We start from the raw sequence: 20954 nt of genomic DNA, 5'->3' as shown, positions 1-20954 counted from the left end.
AATTGTGGATTTTCATTTAGACCCTACACAACGGGCGTACACAGAGGTTGATGAATATTGTTCACACTGCGGGGCTTGCATCAAGCGTTGCCCGGCGCAGGCCATTGATAATAATGGTAAAGATAACCAAATTTGTCAGGAATATATTGGAAGAGAGAAAGAAATATATGTTCCCCGCTACGGATGTGCCAAATGTCAGACGCGGGTTCCCTGTGAAAATAAAATTCCGGTTAGACGAGGATAGACCTATATATTTCTGGAAGCTCTTTGCTATAGCTTTGTTAGCCATTTTGGTGTTTTAGGTAACCCAGTACAATAATCTTTTCGAAAGTGCTACGTTTTTGGCTAGCCGCTCATCCGCATGAGCCATAACTTCGTGATATTCTCCCACGTATAATTTGACGACCTCGTTTATTTTTAGTGCATTCATCTTTATGTACGCAGGTTTTACAGGCCTTGCTGTGATAGAGTTTGTCTTTTGAATCTTCTCGACTTACGTTGTAGAGCCTTTGCTCTTGTGGGCAGATATACCAGTCATTATCCTTATCATATTTGAATTTATCTAAAGTATAGGCTGGATTTCCCGTGCTTGAAGGAGGAGTTTGTTTAGATACAATGGCCGTGATTTGGTTTTGTTCACACTGCTTGAGGCATTCGCCCGTATAGTATCCTTTATCAGCAAGTACCGTGATATCAGTAGCACCTAGTTCTTGCTTGGCTTGACTTGCCATCTGGTAAAGTTGTCCTTGATCAGCCGTTTGTAACATCGACAGCAGCAATCAGGTGGTTCTTGGCATCAACAGCTATTTGCATGTTGTATGCCACATCAAAGCCCATGTTATTCGCACCCATAAGTCTGCCTCCGGATCAGTCAAGGATATCTCGCCCTGCGCTTCGATTTGGTCTTTGAGTTGGCTTAATTCGTTAATACGCTGAGTCGCTTTAGCCAATTTGAGTTGCAAATCTTCTTTGCTACAGGTGACAGCGATGGTCTCATCGGTATCTTCGCTATGTTCTAGCAGTTCTAAATATTGCTCGGCTGATTGTTCAAAGTGTGCCAGCATCTTGGTTACTTTCCCCTTGGTCAAATTCTTTTTCCGAGCATTATTGGCTCGAAATTTACTGCCGTCTATTGCGATCATTTCTTTACCATACAGGCCAAGTTCATGATAAAACAGAGAAAAATGGGCAAAAACATGCTTGAGCACTGTTATATTATCTTTGCGAAAGTCGGCAATTGTGAGCTTTATCTATGAAAAAGAGAAGTGGCTAATGTGAAGTGGATGAAACAATTAAGTCAGTTCTGACTATAATGTCAATTTTGGTAGGCTTAGCAATAAGGTGTTAAAGTATGTGATATTTTTATGGACGAATCTCTCAAAAAATACTATAATTTTACTTGAATAAAATATAGCAGACGGCAGATGCAAGCGTGAGTATTTTATAAGTAAGTATTGCCGGGTGCATTTTGATAAACTAGCAACGATGCTGGGCATAGGCCTGGCTTTTTTTTATCCAGATGGAAAGTATAACTTTCCCTGGATTGAACGACTAAGGCTTCTGCCGGCGTCCTAAGGGACTTGGCACAAGCCAAGTCTTTTCTTATGATTTGTATGCCGAAAGGGTGGTGCTAGTATGTTCAATTCTATGCGCAATAAAATAATCACTGCATTTATCATTGTTACCACGGTCCCCCTTAATACTGTTAGCTTTTTTTGTCTATGAGGAGATGGAAAAAGCTCTGGAAATGGAAATAAGAGAGGGTACTAGTAAAGAAATGATCCAAATGGATCATGCGATTGGTACTATGCTGAATGGTATGAAAGAAGACTGTCAGTATTTGGCTATAAATCTGTTTATTGAAATGGCGGATACTGTGGATACATTTTATAATACACAACAAAAAATTGTACCTCCGAGCAACGACAGTGTACACGAGGGAGGGGACAGGTTTGTTGTCCTGAAGATGAAAAAATGCATGTGGGCATTTGTTTCAAGAACGATTTAAAAGTGAAGTGGTAGAAACGGATGTATATTTTCTTATAGTTTTGCGGTATATTCATCAAAATCCATTAAAAGCGGGAATTACGCAGGATATAAGCAAGTATTTGTGGAGCAGTTATCAGGATTATGTCGGGAATCCCGGTATTACTGATATAGATTTTGCATTAGATGTTTTTTCGAATGATAGAACAAAGGCCGTAAAATTATTTATGGATTATTCCAATGAGAACAATACTGATGAATGTTTAGACTATACGGAAAGAATGGCTGTATCTGATAAAGTGGTAATGGATTATTTAAATGAAATGGGTATTACAACTATTAGTCAATTACAACGACTGAACAAAGAGCGTCGAGATGATGTAATACGAGAGAGGAAAGAAATAGAGGGCATTACGATAAGGCAATTAGCCAGGATGACAGGAATATCTAAAAGTGTGATTGATAGAGTATAGTGGGACAATGAACCTGTCGTGCGCCACGAAGGCGATGTTTGCGAACAACAAGAATCGCTACGCTTAACTAAAGATGGAGGAAGGCCCTCCGAACCGCCATTCAGGTGGAGGACTCAAACCACCGTAAGCTGCTGTGGACAAAAGTCATGGTAGTGAGCGTTACGGAAAAGGCGAACCAAGAGTTTGTCAGGTAAGTGCCAATGGAGACGAATAAAAATGAACCGCTGTTGAAGTGTCGAAAGTTGCAGGAGTCGTCAAAACCAGGAGCAGACAGGTATCCAGGGAAGAGTCTGGAGGAAACCTGATTACCGTCCAGACGGCGACCGGTATAGAGGCGGCGTGAACGTGGCACAGGCTTTAGTTAGGAACGTGGGAACCTACGACCCTGATGAAAAAGGAAAACTCCAAGCGGAGACCCCGCAAGGCGGAAAGTACGGATGCAGGGTATAGGGGCGGAACAGCCCGTAGTAGTGAAGAAGCTTCGTAATGGAAGTAGAGCAAAGGGGCTGTGTTATCTGGTTTTGAAAATTGGTCAACCAAAAGAGGGAGGAACTAATGGACAAAACAAAATCATTTGGAATTCCCCAAGAGGTAGTAAAACTGGCATATGAAAAGGTAAAGACGAATAATGGGTCGGCTGGCATCGATGGACAAACTATCGAAGTATTTGAAGAAAAGCTGAAAGATAACCTGTACAAACTCTGGAACAGGATGTCCTCGGGAAGTTACTTTCCGCCGCCAGTCAAAGCGGTAGAAATACCGAAAAAGAGTGGCGGGACAAGAATGCTAGGAATACCAACCGTAACCGATAGAATAGCCCAAATGGTCGTAAAAATATATTTTGAACCCATGGTAGAACCATACTTTTGTCAAGATTCGTATGGCTACAGGCCAGGAAAATCGGCCTTAGATGCAATAACGATAACCAGACAAAGGTGCTGGAAATACGATTGGGTGTTGGAATATGATATCAAAGCACTATTTGATACGATAGACCATGAACTGCTCATGCGTGCTGTAAAGCAGCATACGAATTGTAAGTGGGTAATATTGTACATCAAGCGATGGTTAACAAGTCCATTTCAAACAGCAGATGGTAAAATGGAAAGAAAAGCAGGAACGCCACAAGGTGGTGTAATTAGTCCAGTACTAGCGAACCTGTTTTTGCATTATGCATTTGATAAATGGATGGAGCGAAACAACCCGCAAAATCCATGGGCAAGATATGCAGATGATGGAATAATCCACTGCAAAATCAAAGAAGAAGCAGAAAGGCTACTCGGTAAACTAGGCCAACGGTTCAGAGAATGCGGACTTGAACTTCATCCAGATAAGACGAAGATTATTTACTGCAAAGACAATAAACGTACAGGAAATCATCAGGAAATAACATTCGACTTTCTAGGATACAGCTTTCGGCCAAGAAGTGCTCAAACAAGAGAGGGAGAGCGGTTTCTAAACTTTTTACCAGCAGTCAGCAGGAAAGCAAGCAAAGCAATGCATCAGACGATGCGAGGGTGGAAACTTCACCGGAAAACAAATGAAGAGCTTGCAGATATAGCCAAAATAGTAAATCCGGTAATTAGAGGCTGGGTAAACTACTATGGTAGTTTTTACAAGTCTGCCATGCAACCAATACTGCGGAAATTGAACCAGTGCTTAATCAGATGGGTCGCCAAGAAATACAAACGAGTTAATGGTCGCCAAAAGCAAGCACAAAACTGGTTAGCAAAAATAGCGCAGTGTGAACCTAGACTCTTTATTCATTGGCAAATGGGAATTACTCCAACGATTAGATGATAGGAGCCGTATGAGTCGAGAGGTTCACGTACGGTTGTGCGTCCAGATAAGGCTGGCGTGTTCAGCAGGAGTTAGTCCTGCCGGGGTAAAAGTCAGAACCCCGTAGCTTGGATAGCAGGGTGGCGGGAAACCAAGACTCTGAAGCCTATCGACAACCGTTTCCGAGGGAAACGTGCGAGTGATCGGGCCGTAATGAAGATGAACGTAAATGTGGCCTCGAAAGTGAAGAAATCCGAAGGTCGAGCCCGCAACCGTGAGGGCGAAGGCAGTATGGGTAACCGAATTCTGACTGATACGGTTATACCACTTTGGCGGGGTGGAAGCGACGGCACGATAACAAGGACATGCTAAGCAACTGGAGAAGCCCTCCTCGTCCCGGTGCGAAATCACTGGAGCAAGGTAGGCCTTATAACCGGAAAACCCGGGAAGTGGGCTGAAGGCGAGAGGGTGGCGGATGGGTTCGTACTAGCTAAGAAGCCAGGTAATGCTGGTGGAGCGAAGGGGCCCTGCGGTTTGTAAGATTCTCGACAACAAGGGAGGCAAGGACGAGATGATAAAGGCGTCCATCAGTTTGCAGGACCTGAGGAGAGGAATATACGTCAAGGCGAAGGCTGAACCGTCCTGGCGATTCTGGGGGTTGTACGTCCATATATGCAAAAAGGAAACGTTACGCGAAGCGTACAGATTGGCTAAGAATAATAACGGTGCCCCTGGTATTGATGGAGTAACATTTGAGGCTATTGAAGCGCAAAGCGTAGAGGCTTTTCTTGAGGAAATACAGGACGAACTTATTGGGTGCACCTATCGACCACTACGAGCGAGACGGCAGGAAATACCAAAGGACGGAGGAAAAGTGCGCGTCCTATCAATACCCGCAATCCGTGACCGAGTGGTTCAGGGGGCACTCAAGCTTATATTGGAGCCGATCTTCGAGGCGGATTTCCAACCGGGGTCATATGGATATCGACCGAAACGTACTGCTCATGAAGCGGTGCACAGGGTAGCAACAGCGATTGTCCAGAGAAAAACTCGGGTTATAGATTTGGATTTACGCGCCTATTTTGATACTGTGCGGCATCAATTGCTGCTTGACAAAATAGCACGCCGGATTAATGACCAGTACGTTATGCATCTAATAAAATTGATGCTGACGGCAGCGGGTGGTAAGCAAGGAGTACCACAAGGCGGGGTGATTTCGCCGTTGTTCAGTAACATCTATCTCACAGAGGTAGATCGGATGCTAGAACGAGCTAAAGAAGTTACACGCAGTGGGCGATACACCTACGTTGAATATGCAAGATTTGCTGACGATCTGGTGGTGCTGATTGATGCATATCCACGCCATGACTGGTTGCTGAAAGCGGTAAGTAAGCGACTCCGGGAAGAGTTTGCCAAACTACAAGTTGAAGTAAATGAAGAGAAGAGTCGCACTGTAGATCTGGGATGCAAGGAAAGTTTTGGCTTTCTAGGATTTGACTTTCGTCAGCTTCGGAGCATCAAGAACAGTGCATGGCGGGCGCACTATACGCCAAAGCTGAAAAAGCGAACGGCGCTGCTACAGAAACTCAAAGATATATTTCGACGATACCAGTCGCAACCGATAGATCGGGTGGTACAGCTAATAAATCCGATACTGCGGGGATGGGTGAATTATTTTGCTGTTGGACACTCCAGTGAGTGCTTCAGCTTTATCAAAGACTGGGTGGAAAAGAAGGTACGTCGCCACATGGGGCGATCCAGGAACCAGCAGGGCTTCGGTTGGAAAAGGTGGAGTAGGCATTGGCTATACAACGAACTCAAGCTATTTAATGGATATCGAGTTCACCGTAGGTCAGAGACGAAAACGTTACCAACTTGATAGGTCTCATAAACCTTAACGAGAAACAAACCGGAGAGCGTAGTGCGGGAAATCCGCACGCTGCGTTCGACGTGGCGGAGGCTGGAAACGTGACTAAGATAGCCGGACTGAGTTTCATCGTGAAAACGATGAAATTTTTCGCTGGAAACTTATGGGATGCGCGCGCCAGTCTTCGACCCTACCTGAGAGAGCCTGGGGGTGGAACTCCTCCGGGCTACTTACCCCCTGCTAATGGTGGCAAACTTATGGTTAAAGGCACAGTATTGTTGACTAAAAAAAATCTTCCTTTCTGTCTTGAATAGTTTTATTCTTATTCTTGACATTTGGGAAGACTTTCCATACTTATTTACATAAAATTGTCTAAATCCTCCCCTAGCGGAGCGCGTGTTTGTCTCTTACATTTTAAAGTCTATAGCTTTTTTTAAATACTCAATCTTTTTTTCTTCTATTAAGTAAAGCTTTTCCGCTTCATTTAAAGATATTTCTTGAAAATCAATTTTACTTCCAGGACTACTTTGGGCAATTTTCGGAATATCTACGGCAATAATCTTAGCAATCTGGGGATATCCTCCAACAGTTTGTCTGTCAGCTAACAATATTATTGGATTGCCGTCTGGTGGGACTTGAATGATTCCTGGTCCTATCGCTTCAGAAATCATTTCCAGCGGTTTATTCAATTGTAAATTTACTCCGGATAATCGGTAGCCCATTCTATCTGATTGTGGTGTTATTTGAAAAGAAGATAGAAAAAATTGTCTAGTGCTATCATTTGTAAAGGCATCAAACTGATTGCCTCGTAAAACTCTAACAGTAATATTAGAAGTGCTGTCTGCTGCAATATAAGGACTGTCCAAATACCATGAAGTTGACATAAAATCATCCGACTTCTTGAAAAGTTTCTGTATCAAAGTGCTGGATAGGTTAGGTGAAGGATCAAGACTAATGATATCACCTGCTTTTATAGCTCGTCCTTGAAAACCGCCTAAACCAGCTTTGAAATAGGTGCTTTTGCTCCCCATAATTTTTGGGACACTATACCCACCCGCAATTGCGAGATATGCACGACAGCCTGACAAACAGGTGCCAAATTCCAAAATACAATCTTGTGTCAGATACACGGGTCTCCACATGGGAACGGGGTTGCCATTAATGGTTGGCGATAAATTTGCCCCAGTAATTGCTAACAGAGTATTTTTATTGAGCGTTAAGGTGGGGCCAATTAGTGTAATTTCCAATGCACTTTCACATTTTTCATTACCAACTAATAAATTGGCGATTCGAAGGGCATAGGTATCCATAGCTCCACTGACGCTTACTCCATATTTTTGGTATCCATGTCTTCCTAGATCTTGTACGCTAGTAAGAAGACCGGCCTTTAGAACTTTAAGACTCATGATTTTCTCCTGATTGCTATTCGCAAAATTATGGGGTTTTATTTCCATTATGAAGGCTGTTAAAATTTCTACTTCAGTCGGAGCGTAAGCTCTTACCAAAAGGCTGTACGGTAACTCCCGAACTTTCAAGAGATGCGCGAAGCTCTTTTGCGAGCGCAATTGCGCCTGGGGTATCACCGTGCAGGCAAATGGTTTGTGCATCAATTGGTAATACCGATCCGTTTATCGAGAGAATCTGTTTTTCTTTCATCATACCCAATACTCTTTTTCTTACGGTAGCTGCATCATGAATGATGGCATTAGCTTGTTTACGGGAAACCAGACTTCCCGTATCCGTATAAGCACGATCCGCATACGCCTCTTCCACATAGGGAATGCCCACGGTTTTGGCAGCTTTCACCATGAGTGAGTTCGCGAGACAGACCATGTATAAGCTGGAATCTACGGCTTGAATTGCTTCCGCCATGGCAATTGCTATGGCGAGATCATTGTTAGCCATGTCAGTAATGGCGCCGTGATCTTTTACATGCTGCATAACAACCCCTTCGGCATGACAAAATGCTTGCAGGGCACCAATTTGATAAATAAAGTCTGCCTTAATTTCATCAGGCGTAACTGACATAGCGCGTCTGCCAAACCCAACTAAATCAGGTAAAGACGGATGAGCTCCTACTGCTACGCCATATTTTTTTGCCAATTTTACAGTTTTACGCATATTAGCCGGATCGGATGCATGAAATCCACAGGCTACATTGATGGATGTCACATAAGGCATAATTTCTTCGTCATTGCCTAAGCTGTATACTCCGAAATTTTCTCCCATGTCACAGTTTAAATCGATATACAACATAGATCATCTCCCCAGATGTACAAAATATTGAATTGCCCTTTTAACGTTATATTATTGTGCAATATCGTCGTCTATTTCAATTACAGTTGGTTGATAACTTCCCGCATGGATATCGGCAGCAATTGCCTGATATTCACCTTGGCTGATCTCTTGAAATTGCAAATAATCGCCCGCGCTAAAAAGAAATGGTTGGGGCAGATCAAAGTTAAATGCGCTTATAGGAGTACGTCCTATTAAATGAAATCCCCCAGGGCACTCTATCGTATAAAAGCAGGTTTGCTTTCCTCCGATGCCTACCGATCCTACTGGTACTTTGGTGCGAGGATTTTTAAGACGGGGCGTGGCAATTTTTTCTGATAACCCCCCCAAGTAAGCATATCCGGGAGTAAATCCCAGCATGTAAATCAGATATGGGGTGGAAGTATGAATGGAGATTACCTCTTTTTCACTGAGCCCATGATACTGTGCGAGAGACGACAAATCCGGTCCGTATATCTTGCTATAGCACACAGGGATAGATAAAACTCGTGCTTTTCGGTGTGTTATATTGTTTTTTTCTACAACATCGATTAATTGAGTGATTTGAGTTTTAAGATTATGGCGTGAAATGATCAATGGATTGAAATAAATTAATAAAGAGCAATATGTGGGAACGACCTCAATAATATTTTTGGATAAATGCTGCTCTACTAATTTAGCCAGGAATTGTACCTTGAAATTGATCTGTTTATTGATGATTTTTTCAAAACTTATAAGCAGTTCTTGTTCGCCGGTATCAATTATTTTTATGTGAGACACGGATAGGCACCTCTTTTTCGTTGACCATTTAACTGAGAAGACTCCTCCGGTAATCGCATTTTACAGGATGATTACTCAGGAGTTGACAGGGCTCTGGTATTAGAATTTTCTAAATGATGTTTTATAGCGTTATAAACTTCTGTTTCGTTTCTTTTTTTCAAAGAATTAATAATTTCAAGATGCTCTTGGGTTGATTGAATGACAATTTCACTTTTATTAAGGGCTTTGTCTTCCGGTAAATATCTGATCCGCAGCGAATGCTGTTTTACCATAGTAAGAATATCACGGAGAAGATCGCAGCCGGTATAGTTGTATAAAAGTTCATGGATCGCCAAATCGGATTTTACATAAGAAATTACATCAGTTGGTGTATCAAGAACTTTGCGCAACATGGTTTCTACTTCAAGAAGCCGTTCACTGGGAATTGTCCATGTCGATTGTTTCGCGGCATAGGATTCCAGCATCAGGCGAATTTCACCAATCATTTTTATACTGTTTTTGGAAACATCAGCTACTACTGCCTGCTTTCGCGGTGTAATGGTAACCAGACCATCTTTACTTAACATGCTTAATGCTTCGCGAACCGGAGCACGGCTAACATTCATAGAGTCTGCCAATTCAAGCATACTTAATCGCGTTCCAGGCTCGAGATTTCCAAGAATAATTTGGAGCTTTAGCTGATTATATACTTGATCTTTTAAGGGTAATGCTGCACCGATATTTTCAAAAATCTCCATATAATATTTCTCTCCTAAAATATTAATTAAACAAAAAGATTAAGGGTTGTGTCAAACGGGGTGATGGCATAACCCTTAGTCATATTTATCCAGAATAATTATACCTTGATATATTTTAATAATTCAACTAAAGTTGTCTAAAATATACTGCGATTTCCAACCATAAAATATATTGATAAATTATTTTAAATTATAAACTGCACAAAATATATTGTCAATAAAATATTTTGTGCAGTATTGACATGCGTTAAATGGTGTGATAATATACAGCACATAACATAAATGCTTAATCATTCCAAGACATATAAAAAACAGTTTTTTGAGTCAAAGAAGACTTTTCAGCGTTCTGCGCGAAAAGTCTTCTTTTTTTATTCTGGTACAGTTTTAATTGAAAAGATAGAGCTTTACAAATGATTGGAGGTTTTTATATGCTTGCGATTCGTAATATTTCGCGAATTTTTGGTGGACTAGTCGCCCTCGACAAAGTCAATATAAATATCAGGAAAGGAGAAATTAGAGGGCTAATTGGTCCAAACGGATCAGGGAAAACAACGATGATTAACGTAATTACAGGTTTTTATGTACCATCATCAGGTAATATCATCTTTAATGATAAGGATATTAGTGGACAGAGCCCCTATCATATTACCGAACAAGGATTAGTACGTACTTTTCAAAATATTAACCTATTTTCCGATATGACTGCTATTGAGAATGTGGCAACTGCTTATTCTTTGCATATGAAAAATAATTTGTTTTCTACTGTATTTAATACCAGCTTCTTTCGTAAAGAAGAACGGAGATCTTTCGAAATAGCAGAATCAATATTGGATTTTGTCGGACTGAAAGATAAAAAAGATCTTAGAGCTAAGAACCTTCCATACGGTCAGCAACGATTATTGGAAATAGGCCGCGCCTTAGCTACTGAACCACGCTTGCTACTACTTGATGAACCTGTTGCCGGCATGAATGATCAGGAAAGTGATGAAGTGGCTGGATTAATTCAAAAACTGCGTGATAATGGCAAGATGATTCTACTGATTGAACACCATATGAAATTTGTCATGAGTCTTTGCGATAAACTGACGGTATTAAGTTCAGGCAATGTAATTGCAGAAGGCACTCCCCGAGAAATTCAAAACAATGAAGATGTTATAAGAATCTATTTAGGAAAAAGGAGAACCGTAAATGCTGCACATTGATAAGCTAACCTGTCATTATGGTGTAATAAAAGCCTTGGACAATGTAAATATAAAAATTGATAAAGAGGGTATCTATGCGGTAATTGGTGCAAATGGTGCAGGAAAATCGACTCTCATTAGAACAATTGCCGGCTTGGTTAAACCAACTCAGGGGAAAATAACATTTTTAAACAAAGATATTACGGCACTGGAAACTCATGATGTAATTCGGGAAGGCATTTCAGTATGTCCGGAAGGGAGGCGTATTTTTAAATCAGTAACAGTATATGAAAACTTGCTTTCCGGTGCCTACATAATAAATGACCAAAAAAGAATCAAAGAAAACATCGACATTGTTTACGAGTTTTTTCCCAAACTTTCCGAAAGACGAGAACAATTGGCGGGAACTTTATCAGGCGGGGAACAACAAATGTTAGCAATCGGACGCGCACTCATGTGCAATCCAAAATTATTACTATTGGATGAGCCGTCAATGGGACTTGCACCAAATTTAGTAGATATGGTTTTCGACGCCGTTGTCAAAATCTACTCCGAGCAAAGAATACCAATCATTATAGTAGAGCAGAATTCTGAAATGGCATTGAGTATATCGGACTATGCTTATGTTTTAGAAGTAGGCAAACTTGATTTGGAGGGGACTGGACAAGAATTACTTCTTTGCGATGAAGTGAAGAAGAAATATCTTGGAGCGTAGTACACACTATTTAGAATTTAAAGGAGGATTTTTATGAAAAACCGAGGCTTAATCTCATTGTGTTTGATTTTTTCGTTCCTATTAACAGTTATTATGGCAGGGTGCGGATCAAGTTCCAATACCATTAAGATTGGTGCTATTGGTCCACTGACGGGGGAAAGTTCAATCGGTGGCTTGGATGAGCTTGATGGTAAAAAAATGGCGGTTGAGGACTTTAATGCTAAAGGCGGCATCAATGGGAAAAAAGTTGAGCTTTTTTCAGAAGATGACGCATCCCAACCATCTCAATCTGCAGCTGCAGCTATGAAGTTAATTAATCAGAACAAGGTAGTCGCTCTTGTGGGGGCACAAAACAGTGCATGTACATTAGCAATGATGGAGATTCTTTCTAAATATAAAATTCCTGGCGTCACTCCAGGATCTAGTTCTCCGTCAATCACTAGTTCAGGTAACCAATGGATTACCCGTGCTTTTCCAGGCGATGAGATTCAGGCCGGTGCTCTTGTAAATTACGCTAAAAATAAAATGAACGTGAAAAAAATCGGGGTCATCTATGTAAATGATGATTTTGGCAAGGGCGGTTTTAAAGCAATTAGTAAAGCCGCAGAACAGCAAGGTATTGAAGTTGTTTCTGAATCATTTATGGGTGAAGATAAAGATATGCGTACTCAATTGACAAAAATCAAGAGTGCCAATGTAGACGGACTCTTCATTTGGTGTCAGTATGTTCCAGGCAGTCTTATTATGAAGCAAGCTAGGGAGATGAATTGGAATGCCCAATTTTATGGATCAACCGGCATTTTACATCCTAAAACATTTGAATTGTCCGGTGGTGCCTATGCTGGAGCAATAAATTCCGTACCCTTTATTCCTAATTTACCAGATCCGGAAAAGCAAAACTGGGTAAAACGATATAAGAATAAATTTGGAAAAGAACCATCGCAAAATTCTGCACGTGCTTATGATGCTACAATGCTTTTGCTTGAAGCAATCAAAAGAGCAAATTCTACTGATCCTAAGGTGATTCAAGAAGCCATTAGAACTACGCAAGATCATGAAGGACTTCAAGGAAAAATTTCAATTGATAAAAGTAACGGGGAATACATTGGTGATGTAATGATTGTTAAAGCAGAAACTGCGGGCTGGTCGTTTGTTGAATCAGTTTCAAGCAAGTAACTTATTACAATCAAAATATAGTTTTCAAGTTTATATGAGGAAAGAAAAACAGGAAGTTTAATTCGACAGGTTTTTCTTTCCTGAATTTTAAAAGTTACATTTTTGACTTGGAGATCAAGTCATGATTGATGAAAGGTGTAGAGATGAAAGAGAATCTTAGAATAGCTGCCGTTCAGATGCCTACTGTCTGGATGGATTATAAAGAAAACTTAAAGTACATGAAAGAAGCAATTGAGCGAGCGAAAGAAGAGCAAAATGTTGATTTGGTAATATTTCCGGAATTATCCAACATCGGATATATACGGGAACGTAACAAACAGTTTGGTTGTAAGTATATAAAAAGTGCTGAAAAAATTCCCGGCCCATTTGTAAGCGGAATTGCCCAACAAGCGAAAAAATCCGGAGTTTATGTAATCACTGGCATGACAGAACTTCATCCGGAGATCACAGGTTCTCTTTATAACTCTGCAGTACTCATTGATCCTCGTGGTGATATTGTTGGTAAACATCGCAAACTTCATATTCCAGGATATGAAAAACATTATTTTATTCCCGGCAGTAGTGCTGAAGTTTTTAAAACGCCTATTGGCAATATTGGCATAACAATCTGCTATGATGGCCAATTCCCTGAATTGACCAGAACACTAGCACTTAAAGGAGCAGAAGTACTGGTAATGCTTTGGAATATGCCCGATTTTTCCAACCCGCCAGAATTGTTACATTATATTACCGCAACAAGAGCAGCGGAAAACAGAATGTTTTCCATCTCTTGTAACCGTATTGGCCAAGATGGTGAAATAAGCTTCTTTGGACATAGCGCAGTATCTGATCCAGTTGGCAACTTTTTGGCGAAAGCAGAAAGAAAAGAAACAATTCTTTATGCAACATTAAGCCGCGATGTGCTTTTAGAGGAACGTGCTCAGCAGCCGGTATTTAGGGATCGCCGTCCAGATATGTACTCTGAATTAATTAAACCGCTATGAATGTGATGCTTTTTTAACAATGTATGTAGTTAAAATAAATTGTTTTTGGAGTTGATGAAATTTTGGAAGCTTTATATGAAATAACACGGGAGAAGGTTATAGCACTCCTTGCTGAGCTTATTAAGACACCCAGTATAAGCCGCAATGAAACCGAGTTGGCAAAAAAATTGATGTTATTATGTAAAAATGTGGGATTTGAGGCATATATTGATCGACACGGTAACATGATCGCCAATAAAAAGTTTAAGAAGCCAGGTCTTAGACTAGCACTAAATTCTCATATGGATACAGTTGATGTTGGCGAAAACTGGACGCAGGATCCATTTGGTGCAGAAATTTGCGAAAATGTTATGTATGGTTTGGGGAGTTGTGATTGTAAAGCTTCCATGGTTGCCATGTTTTTAGCAATGGAGAAAATCCTGCGAAGTGGTGCTGAACTCAATGGAGAGCTATGCTTTACGGCAGTAGTACAAGAAGAAGTTCAAGGAGAGTATAACAAAGGCACTGTAAAAATGATCAATGATGGTTTTGCCGCCGACTTAGCCCTCATTGGAGAACCAACGGGGCTCGCTATTTGCCGTGGTTGTGAAGGTATGGTGGAAGTGGAAGTAACAACGCGAGGTGTTTCTGTGCATGGCAGCAACGCGGAAAACGGAACAAACGCTATTTTGCATATGACTAAATTGATTGAGCGGGTTGTTCAAATAAAACCAAGTTTTAGTGATTTGTTGGGTAGCGGTGCTATTAACATCGGCGTGATTCATGGGGGACTTCGCTCTAGTATGGTTCCTGATTCATGTAAATTAAAAATTGGTCGATTTGTAGTAGAAGGCGAAAGCGGTAAGGGGTTTTTAGAAGAAATTAACAATATTATTACTGAGTTGCAACAAGAAGATAAATCTTTTGTTGCTAATGCAGAATTGACTTATAACTCTAGCGCCGGCGTCGTACCAGAGAATATTTCGGCGATTGATGCATTTAAAGAAGCAACCCTTGAGGTTATGGGCAAAGAGGCACCAATTACCGGGATGCGTGCACATCTTGATTCGGATTTTTTGATCAATCTTGCACAAATACCAAGTTTTGCGTTTGGTCCCGGTGACATGGCAAGAGCTCATAAGGCCGATGAATATATTGAAATTGATGATGTCGTTACGGCTGCTAAGGTATATGAAAAGGCTATCCTGAAAATTCTTTCAAAATAAACTCTATTGAGGTGACGTTAATGGGATTGTTTTTACTTCAATTGGTCAATGGTTTGACTCTTGGAATTATTTATGGACTGGGTGCATTGGGGTTTACAATGGTCTATAAAGCCCTTAGAGAACTTAACTTTGCGCATACTGATACAATAATGATTGCCGCGTTTCTGATGTATACCTTTAGTGTTACTTTGGGGTTACCCATGTATATTACTTTCTCTGTGGTAATAATTCTTATGCTGTTCTATGGATTATTAATTGAAAAAGTTATTTTTAAGCAATTTAGAAAGGCCTCTCCTTTGACGTTCATGTTGGTGTCTATTTCTCTATCAAGTGTAGTGAAAAATATCGGTCTTCTTTTATGTGGGCCTGAGCCACGCTCACTACCTTTGTTCTTAGGTACACAAAAGATATCCATTCTTGATACTGCTCTTCCCCTTAGCAATTTGTATATTTTGCTGATTGCGTTATTTTTTCTGGGAGTTTTTCAATTGTTTTTTACCAAAACAAAATTCGGCCTTTCTATCCGGCTTGCATCGGAAGATACGGAGACGGCCGAATTAATGGGAATTAAAGTTTTGCATGTGCGTGTGGCTATTTTTGCTATTACTTCCGCTTTAGGAGGCATTGCCGGTCTTTTAGTAGCCCCGTTATTTTCAGTTACCACAGAATTAGGTGCTCAATTGGCATTGAAAATTTTTGTATCGGCAGTTGTTGGTGGTGTGGGAGATTTGACGGGAGCAATCGCAGGCGGAATGCTTGTTGGTATCACCGAAGCCTTAACGGCGGCCTTTATTTCTTCAAACTATAAAGATGTTATTGTGTTTACTGCAGGTATTATTACCTTGGCATTTTGCCCGCTTGGTATATTTAGACGTGTTGTAAATAAACATTGATGACAAAGGGGAGGTTACTTTGAAAAATATTATACATAGTAAGCAAAGACTATTAATTATTATCGGGATACTCGTTCTATTTGTAATTGTCGCCAGTAGTGACTATTTAATGTTTTTAAGTATCTTTTCAAGTATCAATGCCATTGCCGTGTTAGGTATTGTGCTTATATCAGGACTTACCGGTCAACTCCATCTTGGGCAGGCGGCCTTAGTGGGTATTGGTGCCTATGTATCCGCAATTTTAATGCTAAAAGCAGGACTGTCTTTTTGGCTTACGATTCCTATCTCTGTAATATCATCGGCCGTAGTAGGATGTGTACTGGGCATTCCAACCCTTAAGTTGAGTGGTGGTTCCTATCTTGCGCTGGTTACCCAGACCTTTGGCGAGATCATTTATATTCTTATTCTTAATGCTGTAGACTTAACCGGCGGTCCTTTTGGTATTGCTGGAATTAAAGTTCCTGAAATAGGTTCTTTTAAGTTTGATTCTTTACAATCCTATTTCTTTCTTTGTGTAATAATTCTCTTTGTTTTGTATTGTGTAGCAAAGCAAATTATACAATCACGATATGGTAGAATATTTATTTCAATTAAAGAATCGGAAGCGGCTGCTCAATCTGTAGGAATTAATACTATGAAGTACAAGATTTTAGCATTTACTCTTGCCGCGGCTTTCGGCGGTTTTGCGGGAGTTCTGTACGGCCCGTTTATTGGATATTTAAGTCCGGAACAATTTAGATGGCAACCATCACTTTTGCTGATTTCCATGGGAATAGTTGGCGGATTAAGCAGCCTGGAAGGCGGCATAATGGGATCCTTTATTCTTACTTTTCTTCCGGAATTGCTACGGGCAACAGATCAGTATCGGTTAATACTTTATGGAATATTACTCATTTTTACGCTGGCGTTTTTGCCCAGTGGTATCGTATCTTTGTTTGGCAAGTCTGTTAAAGAGATCAAAGCTATGCTTAAAGAGAGATACATGATCATCTTTGATAAAACGATAGTAAAAGCAAGCCAGTCAAAATAGTAAATTCAATTTGTAAAATGTCCGGCATTTCTGGAGAAACATTATAGATAATCTATTAGTTAGCAATGCGATTTTGAGTGGGAGGATTTGAAATGGTAACGCAGCGGATAAAAAACATGACGCCATCGGCTACTGAAGAAATGACAGCCATAGTTGAAAATATGAAACGGCAAAATATTAATGTAATTGGTCTTAATCTTGGTGAACCGGATTTTAATACACCTGCTAATATAAATAATGCTGCTAAGAAAGCGTTAGATGATGGGTTTACAAAGTATACCGCAGTAGCTGGTATTCCGGAGTTGCGCAGTGCGATATGCGAAAAGTTTAAAATCGATAACGGAGTTAATTATAAGCCAAATGAAATTTTGGTTGCAACAGGAGCGAAACAAGCATTATTTAATGCTATATTCACAACTTGCGAAGCTGGTGATGAAGTGATTTTACCAACACCATGCTGGGTAAGTTATGTCGAAATGATTAAATTAGCTGGTGCCAAACCAGTATTTGTTAAATCTGATGAGAGTACGGGATTCCAATTAAATATCCCAAAAATCGCCGCGGCGATCACTGCTAAAACAAAAGCAATTATTATCAATAATCCTAACAATCCAACTGGTGCAGTTTATAGTGAAGATTGTTTAAAAGAATTAGCTAAGCTTGTCGAAGAAAAAGATCTATATATAATTTCAGATGAAGTCTATGAAAAGCTGATTTATGATGGTGTAAAGCATGTTTGTATAGCAACTTTGTTACCCAATAAACGGGAGAATGTAATTATTATCAACGGTTTTTCAAAAACCTATGCAATGACTGGCTGGCGGATTGGTTATGTGGCGGCGAACGAAACTTTAATCAAAGGAATGGATGCGCTGCAAGGGCATATTACTTCTTCTGTAAATTCTATGACTCAGATTGCTTCAATTGAAGCATTAACAGGTCAGCAGCAAACGATTGAGGATATGAAAAAAGAATTTAATGAGCGGAGAAAATATTTGATGGATAGAATAAAGTCTATCCCAGAATTGAGTTGTGATGTACCTCAGGGAGCTTTTTATATCCTGCCGAATATAGAAAGACTTTTCGGAAAGAAATACAAAGGGAAAATACTAAAAACATCCGTAGATGTAACGAATTTTTTCTTAGAAGCCGCAAACGTTGCAGTAGTACCTGGTGAAGCTTTCCAAGCACCCAATAATGTACGTATTTCGTATTCGAATTCAATGGGAAACCTTGTTAAGGGAATGAATAACTTAGAAAACGCTTTAGCTGATTTGTTGTGATAGAATTAAGAAATATCAAATTAGGAGATGTATAAAATGCAAGAGTTGAAAAATCAATTAAATGGTATTTATGTATTGGCAGTAACTCCAATGAAAAATAATTTTGAATTGGATATGAGCGCATTACGGCGTAATATTGATCATTTTATCACTTCTGGTATTAATGGAGTGGTAGTTGGTGGTACTTATGCTGAATATCCCAGTATGAGTATCGAAGAAAGGAAAGTATTATTTACTACTGCCGTTAATGCGGTTGCAGGTCGTGTGCCGATTATTTGTTGTACAGCGGCAAGTGGTACAGAGGAGGCTATTCAGCTTACTAAATTCGCCCAAGAAGTTGGAGCTGATGGCGTTATGGTTACACCACCGTATGTTTCAGAAGTTCGCTCGCGTGACATGATATATCATTTTGAACAACTTGATGCGGCCGTAGATATGCCGATTCTTATCTATAACAGTACGAGTATTGGGGTTCATTTAACTCCACAAGACATTGCAGAACTTGCCAAACTAAAAAATGTTTTAGGTGTAAAACAAGGGGCAACCGATTTACATGCTTTAGTTCGTACACAAGCTTATGCTGGTCATGACATTTCTGTAATGTGTGCCTCTGATGGCATTATTCTTGGTGCGCTTGCTATTGGATATCCGGGGTGCACGTCAACGAATGCAAACTTTATGGCAAGTGAATTTGTTTCTTTGTATAATGAAGTTAAGAATGGTGAACTTAAAAAAGCGCAAAAGAGATTTTATCGTTGGCAACCAATGCGTGATATGGCAACAAAATACGGACAGCCAGCTATGGTTAAAGCAGGTATGGAATTAATGGGATTACCATCAGGTCCGGTTAGAGCACCATTTCGAACACTAGATGCAGCAGCAAAAGCTGAGATCAAAGTAGCACTCGAAAAAAGTGGGATTTTAAAATAGTCTAAATATATAATTAAGGAATATATGACAATGTTAAACAGGAGGAATTAACATGGATTTAGGCTTAAAAGATAAAGCGATTTTAGTTATGGCTTCGAGCACTGGCCTTGGTAAAGCGGCTGCCTTGGAATTTAGCAAGGAAGGAGCCAAGGTCATGTTGTTTAGCCATGACGAAACCAAACTGAAAGTAGCTCAGGCAGAAATCAAGGCTGAAACAGGAAATGAACCGGCATATACAGTGGGAGATATTACGGTTTATGGGGATATTAAAAAAGTCGTGCAAGCTACAATTGATGCATTTGGACCGGTATATGCTCTAGTTAATAATTCGGGTGGTCCGCCGGCTGGTAGCTTTGATAGCTTTGCAGACGAAGATTGGCAAAAAGCATATGAGCTAAATTTGTTAGCATATATTCGTACGATTAGAGAGGTACTGCCATGTATGCGTAAAGCTGGAGAAGGACGGATCGTAAACTACACTTCTTCATCAGTAAAACAAGTATTGGATAATTTGATTTTGTCAAATACCTTTAGAATGGGTGTAATGGGGTTAACGAAAACTTTATCCCAGGAATTAGGCAAGGATAATATCCTGATTAATGTAATGGGACCAGGTAGAATTGGTACAGATCGTATAAAGTACTTAGATTCTGTAAGAGCCAAAAAAGCAGATACAACAGTTGAAGATATTTATGAAAATGCGATTAAGGCGATTCCCCTAGGACGGTATGGTGAACCAGAGGAATACGCTAAATTGACAGTATTTTTATGCTCAACAGCCAATACCTATATAACTGGACAAACTGTGTTAGTTGATGGTGGCTTAACAAAAGCTTTCTGAGTTTGTTTCGTTTTATGGAGGTGATACAGCTGGTAATTAATGCAGAGGAATTTAAGGTAGAACGACGTGATGGTGAAAAAGCGGGTACGATTAAAGAAGCTTTATTGGAATTGGCTAATTGAGATGGAATTCCAGGCTAAGTTTTTTGACAACATGCTAACCAAAAACAATTAATTGCTTTTAAGGGCAATTAAAAAAGTCATTAACAGGAATCCAGTAAAATCAAGGGCTGAGGGGCCTGGAAAAGCTGAATAAAAGCTATTAAAAATAGCAAAATTCAACTCGAAATCAAGTGTCCTGTCAAAGGGACCATGGGTTCGAATTCCACCCTCTCCGCCAAAGAAATCAAGGCTTTCAGAGATTTGACTCTGAAGGCTTTTTTATTGTTTGGCAACGAAGTTGGCAACAAAAGAGCCGTTATCTTGTTTTGGTTAGGATACGGCTTGCATTTTGGTTATTCAAATATTAGAGAAGTAATCGTTTCTGAATGTTTTTTGCGACAGGTTCCTTGTGTTTCTTACGGTAAGCGCTTAATTTTCTGGGTGGTTTCTTGATTTTGTGCATGAAATTTATACGCAACGTCCCCAAATCGTTATATGCGGTAAAATGAGTCGAGAGAAGCGTATGATTGATAATGACGAAAAACGGTCTCAATCCTTACACAGAGAGAAAGAAGGAGTTACAATGCACAGCCAAAGCAAAACTGTTCATGAAATTATGATACGCATTATTAATAAAGTGTCTTCTCTTATGACGGAACCGCGCGATTTTGGAATTTCAGAGGTGTTACACACCTCTGAAATTCACATGGTGGACATGAT

Annotated in this window: 22 protein-coding genes and 1 pseudogene; 17 read left to right on the top strand and 6 right to left on the bottom strand. The window is 40.1% G+C overall.

Going from position 1 to position 20954, the window contains the following annotated elements; translation table 11 throughout:
- On the top strand, positions 1–244 hold a 244-nt coding region (locus SALPA_RS28925; RefSeq protein WP_186451015.1), incomplete at its 5' end, for a 4Fe-4S binding protein.
- A gap of 109 nt (positions 245–353) precedes the next feature.
- Here SALPA_RS28925 and SALPA_RS10405 read toward each other — a convergent pair.
- Entirely contained in the window at positions 354–767 is a 414-nt protein-coding gene (locus SALPA_RS10405) for a hypothetical protein (protein ID WP_222427943.1), read from the bottom strand.
- Between the two features lie 36 nt (positions 768–803).
- Positions 804–1208, bottom strand: a complete 405-nt coding sequence (locus SALPA_RS10400) for a hypothetical protein (RefSeq protein WP_145093271.1) — start codon at positions 1206–1208, stop codon at positions 804–806.
- 521 nt (positions 1209–1729) lie between these two features.
- Between SALPA_RS10400 and SALPA_RS10395 the strand changes: the two genes are divergently transcribed.
- The 5 genes from SALPA_RS10395 (at position 1730) to ltrA (SALPA_RS10380) (ending at position 6117) form a co-directional block, all read left to right on the top strand.
- Positions 1730–2008, top strand: a complete 279-nt coding sequence (locus tag SALPA_RS10395) for a hypothetical protein (RefSeq protein WP_145093268.1) — start codon at positions 1730–1732, stop codon at positions 2006–2008.
- Positions 2009–2015: 7 nt separating this feature from the next.
- On the top strand, positions 2016–2459 hold the full coding sequence (locus SALPA_RS10390; RefSeq protein WP_255451134.1) for a helix-turn-helix transcriptional regulator: 444 nt from the start codon (positions 2016–2018) through the stop codon (positions 2457–2459).
- Positions 2460–3014: 555 nt separating this feature from the next.
- Positions 3015–4259: a group II intron reverse transcriptase/maturase gene (gene ltrA / locus SALPA_RS10385; RefSeq protein ID WP_145093265.1), complete on the top strand. Its 1245-nt coding sequence runs from the start codon at positions 3015–3017 to the stop codon at positions 4257–4259.
- A gap of 192 nt (positions 4260–4451) precedes the next feature.
- Positions 4452–4610, top strand: a complete 159-nt coding sequence (locus SALPA_RS30285) for a hypothetical protein (protein ID WP_222427942.1) — start codon at positions 4452–4454, stop codon at positions 4608–4610.
- A gap of 199 nt (positions 4611–4809) precedes the next feature.
- Positions 4810–6117 carry a group II intron reverse transcriptase/maturase gene (gene ltrA, locus SALPA_RS10380; protein ID WP_145093262.1) on the top strand — a complete coding sequence of 436 codons (1308 nt, stop codon included), beginning with the start codon at positions 4810–4812 and terminating at the stop codon, positions 6115–6117.
- Between the two features lie 395 nt (positions 6118–6512).
- Here ltrA (SALPA_RS10380) and SALPA_RS10375 read toward each other — a convergent pair whose 3' ends face one another.
- The 4 genes from SALPA_RS10375 to SALPA_RS10360 form a co-directional block, all read right to left on the bottom strand.
- Positions 6513–7559: a biotin-dependent carboxyltransferase family protein gene (locus SALPA_RS10375; RefSeq protein WP_255451133.1), complete on the bottom strand. Its 1047-nt coding sequence runs from the start codon at positions 7557–7559 to the stop codon at positions 6513–6515.
- 25 nt (positions 7560–7584) lie between these two features.
- The gene (locus tag SALPA_RS10370; protein ID WP_145093256.1) at positions 7585–8361 is read right to left on the bottom strand and encodes a LamB/YcsF family protein; all 777 of its coding nucleotides are present in this window, start codon (positions 8359–8361) and stop codon (positions 7585–7587) included.
- A gap of 51 nt (positions 8362–8412) precedes the next feature.
- Positions 8413–9159: a 5-oxoprolinase subunit PxpB gene (gene pxpB / locus SALPA_RS10365; protein WP_145093254.1), complete on the bottom strand. Its 747-nt coding sequence runs from the start codon at positions 9157–9159 to the stop codon at positions 8413–8415.
- Between the two features lie 71 nt (positions 9160–9230).
- Positions 9231–9896, bottom strand: a complete 666-nt coding sequence (locus SALPA_RS10360; protein ID WP_094604390.1) for a GntR family transcriptional regulator — start codon at positions 9894–9896, stop codon at positions 9231–9233.
- Positions 9897–10324: 428 nt separating this feature from the next.
- On the opposite strand from SALPA_RS10360, the gene SALPA_RS10355 reads away from it, so the two are divergent.
- The 11 genes and pseudogenes from SALPA_RS10355 to SALPA_RS30280 form a co-directional block, all read left to right on the top strand.
- Positions 10325–11098: an ABC transporter ATP-binding protein gene (locus SALPA_RS10355; protein WP_145093251.1), complete on the top strand. Its 774-nt coding sequence runs from the start codon at positions 10325–10327 to the stop codon at positions 11096–11098.
- Positions 11085–11792 carry an ABC transporter ATP-binding protein gene (locus SALPA_RS10350; protein ID WP_145093248.1) on the top strand — a complete coding sequence of 236 codons (708 nt, stop codon included), beginning with the start codon at positions 11085–11087 and terminating at the stop codon, positions 11790–11792. Before SALPA_RS10355 ends, SALPA_RS10350 begins: the two co-directional genes overlap by 14 nt.
- A 33-nt stretch (positions 11793–11825) precedes the next feature.
- Entirely contained in the window at positions 11826–12968 is a 1143-nt protein-coding gene (locus SALPA_RS10345) for an ABC transporter substrate-binding protein (RefSeq protein ID WP_145093245.1), read from the top strand.
- Between the two features lie 128 nt (positions 12969–13096).
- Complete coding sequence (locus SALPA_RS10340; protein ID WP_255451412.1) at positions 13097–13951, top strand: carbon-nitrogen hydrolase family protein; 855 nt, start codon at positions 13097–13099, stop codon at positions 13949–13951.
- A 62-nt stretch (positions 13952–14013) separates the two neighbouring features.
- Positions 14014–15156 (top strand): M20 family metallopeptidase, encoded by a 1143-nt coding sequence (locus SALPA_RS10335; RefSeq protein WP_186451014.1) that lies wholly within the window; start codon positions 14014–14016, stop codon positions 15154–15156.
- Between the two features lie 20 nt (positions 15157–15176).
- Complete coding sequence (locus tag SALPA_RS10330) at positions 15177–16049, top strand: branched-chain amino acid ABC transporter permease (protein WP_145093236.1); 873 nt, start codon at positions 15177–15179, stop codon at positions 16047–16049.
- A 19-nt stretch (positions 16050–16068) separates the two neighbouring features.
- Entirely contained in the window at positions 16069–17079 is a 1011-nt protein-coding gene (locus tag SALPA_RS10325) for a branched-chain amino acid ABC transporter permease (protein WP_145093233.1), read from the top strand.
- A 92-nt stretch (positions 17080–17171) separates the two neighbouring features.
- A complete protein-coding gene (locus SALPA_RS10320; RefSeq protein WP_145093230.1) occupies positions 17172–18362 on the top strand; it encodes a pyridoxal phosphate-dependent aminotransferase in 1191 nt (396 codons plus the stop codon).
- A 36-nt stretch (positions 18363–18398) separates the two neighbouring features.
- The gene (locus tag SALPA_RS10315) at positions 18399–19292 is read left to right on the top strand and encodes a dihydrodipicolinate synthase family protein (protein ID WP_222427941.1); all 894 of its coding nucleotides are present in this window, start codon (positions 18399–18401) and stop codon (positions 19290–19292) included.
- 52 nt (positions 19293–19344) lie between these two features.
- Entirely contained in the window at positions 19345–20133 is a 789-nt protein-coding gene (locus tag SALPA_RS10310; RefSeq protein ID WP_145093227.1) for an SDR family oxidoreductase, read from the top strand.
- A 624-nt stretch (positions 20134–20757) separates the two neighbouring features.
- Positions 20758–20954, top strand: a pseudogene (locus tag SALPA_RS30280) (hypothetical protein); the annotation flags it as partial.

The sequence above is a fragment of the Sporomusa sp. KB1 genome, from assembly GCF_007830295.1.
GTDB lineage: Bacteria > Bacillota > Negativicutes > Sporomusales > Sporomusaceae > Sporomusa.
Note: the sequence above shows the minus strand (reverse complement) of the source record. Positions and strands in the feature narration are given on the sequence as shown.

Bases quoted from the DNA above. Each gene is read 5' to 3' on its own strand.
- SALPA_RS10320 (WP_145093230.1), top strand. From the start codon at position 17,172: ATGGTAACGCAGCGGATAAAAAACATGACGCCATCGGCTACTGAAGAA.
- SALPA_RS10355 (WP_145093251.1), top strand. From the start codon at position 10,325: ATGCTTGCGATTCGTAATATTTCGCGAATTTTTGGTGGACTAGTCGCC.
- SALPA_RS10340 (WP_255451412.1), top strand. From the start codon at position 13,097: ATGAAAGGTGTAGAGATGAAAGAGAATCTTAGAATAGCTGCCGTTCAG.
- SALPA_RS10310 (WP_145093227.1), top strand. From the start codon at position 19,345: ATGGATTTAGGCTTAAAAGATAAAGCGATTTTAGTTATGGCTTCGAGC.
- SALPA_RS10345 (WP_145093245.1), top strand. From the start codon at position 11,826: ATGAAAAACCGAGGCTTAATCTCATTGTGTTTGATTTTTTCGTTCCTA.
- SALPA_RS10370 (WP_145093256.1), bottom strand. From the start codon at position 8,361: ATGTTGTATATCGATTTAAACTGTGACATGGGAGAAAATTTCGGAGTA.
- SALPA_RS10315 (WP_222427941.1), top strand. From the start codon at position 18,399: ATGCAAGAGTTGAAAAATCAATTAAATGGTATTTATGTATTGGCAGTA.
- ltrA (WP_145093262.1), top strand. From the start codon at position 4,810: ATGATAAAGGCGTCCATCAGTTTGCAGGACCTGAGGAGAGGAATATAC.
- ltrA (WP_145093265.1), top strand. From the start codon at position 3,015: ATGGACAAAACAAAATCATTTGGAATTCCCCAAGAGGTAGTAAAACTG.
- SALPA_RS10405 (WP_222427943.1), bottom strand. From the start codon at position 767: ATGTTACAAACGGCTGATCAAGGACAACTTTACCAGATGGCAAGTCAA.
- SALPA_RS10395 (WP_145093268.1), top strand. From the start codon at position 1,730: ATGGAAAAAGCTCTGGAAATGGAAATAAGAGAGGGTACTAGTAAAGAA.
- SALPA_RS10350 (WP_145093248.1), top strand. From the start codon at position 11,085: ATGCTGCACATTGATAAGCTAACCTGTCATTATGGTGTAATAAAAGCC.
- SALPA_RS10375 (WP_255451133.1), bottom strand. From the start codon at position 7,559: ATGGAAATAAAACCCCATAATTTTGCGAATAGCAATCAGGAGAAAATC.
- SALPA_RS30285 (WP_222427942.1), top strand. From the start codon at position 4,452: ATGAAGATGAACGTAAATGTGGCCTCGAAAGTGAAGAAATCCGAAGGT.
- SALPA_RS10330 (WP_145093236.1), top strand. From the start codon at position 15,177: ATGGGATTGTTTTTACTTCAATTGGTCAATGGTTTGACTCTTGGAATT.
- SALPA_RS10360 (WP_094604390.1), bottom strand. From the start codon at position 9,896: ATGGAGATTTTTGAAAATATCGGTGCAGCATTACCCTTAAAAGATCAA.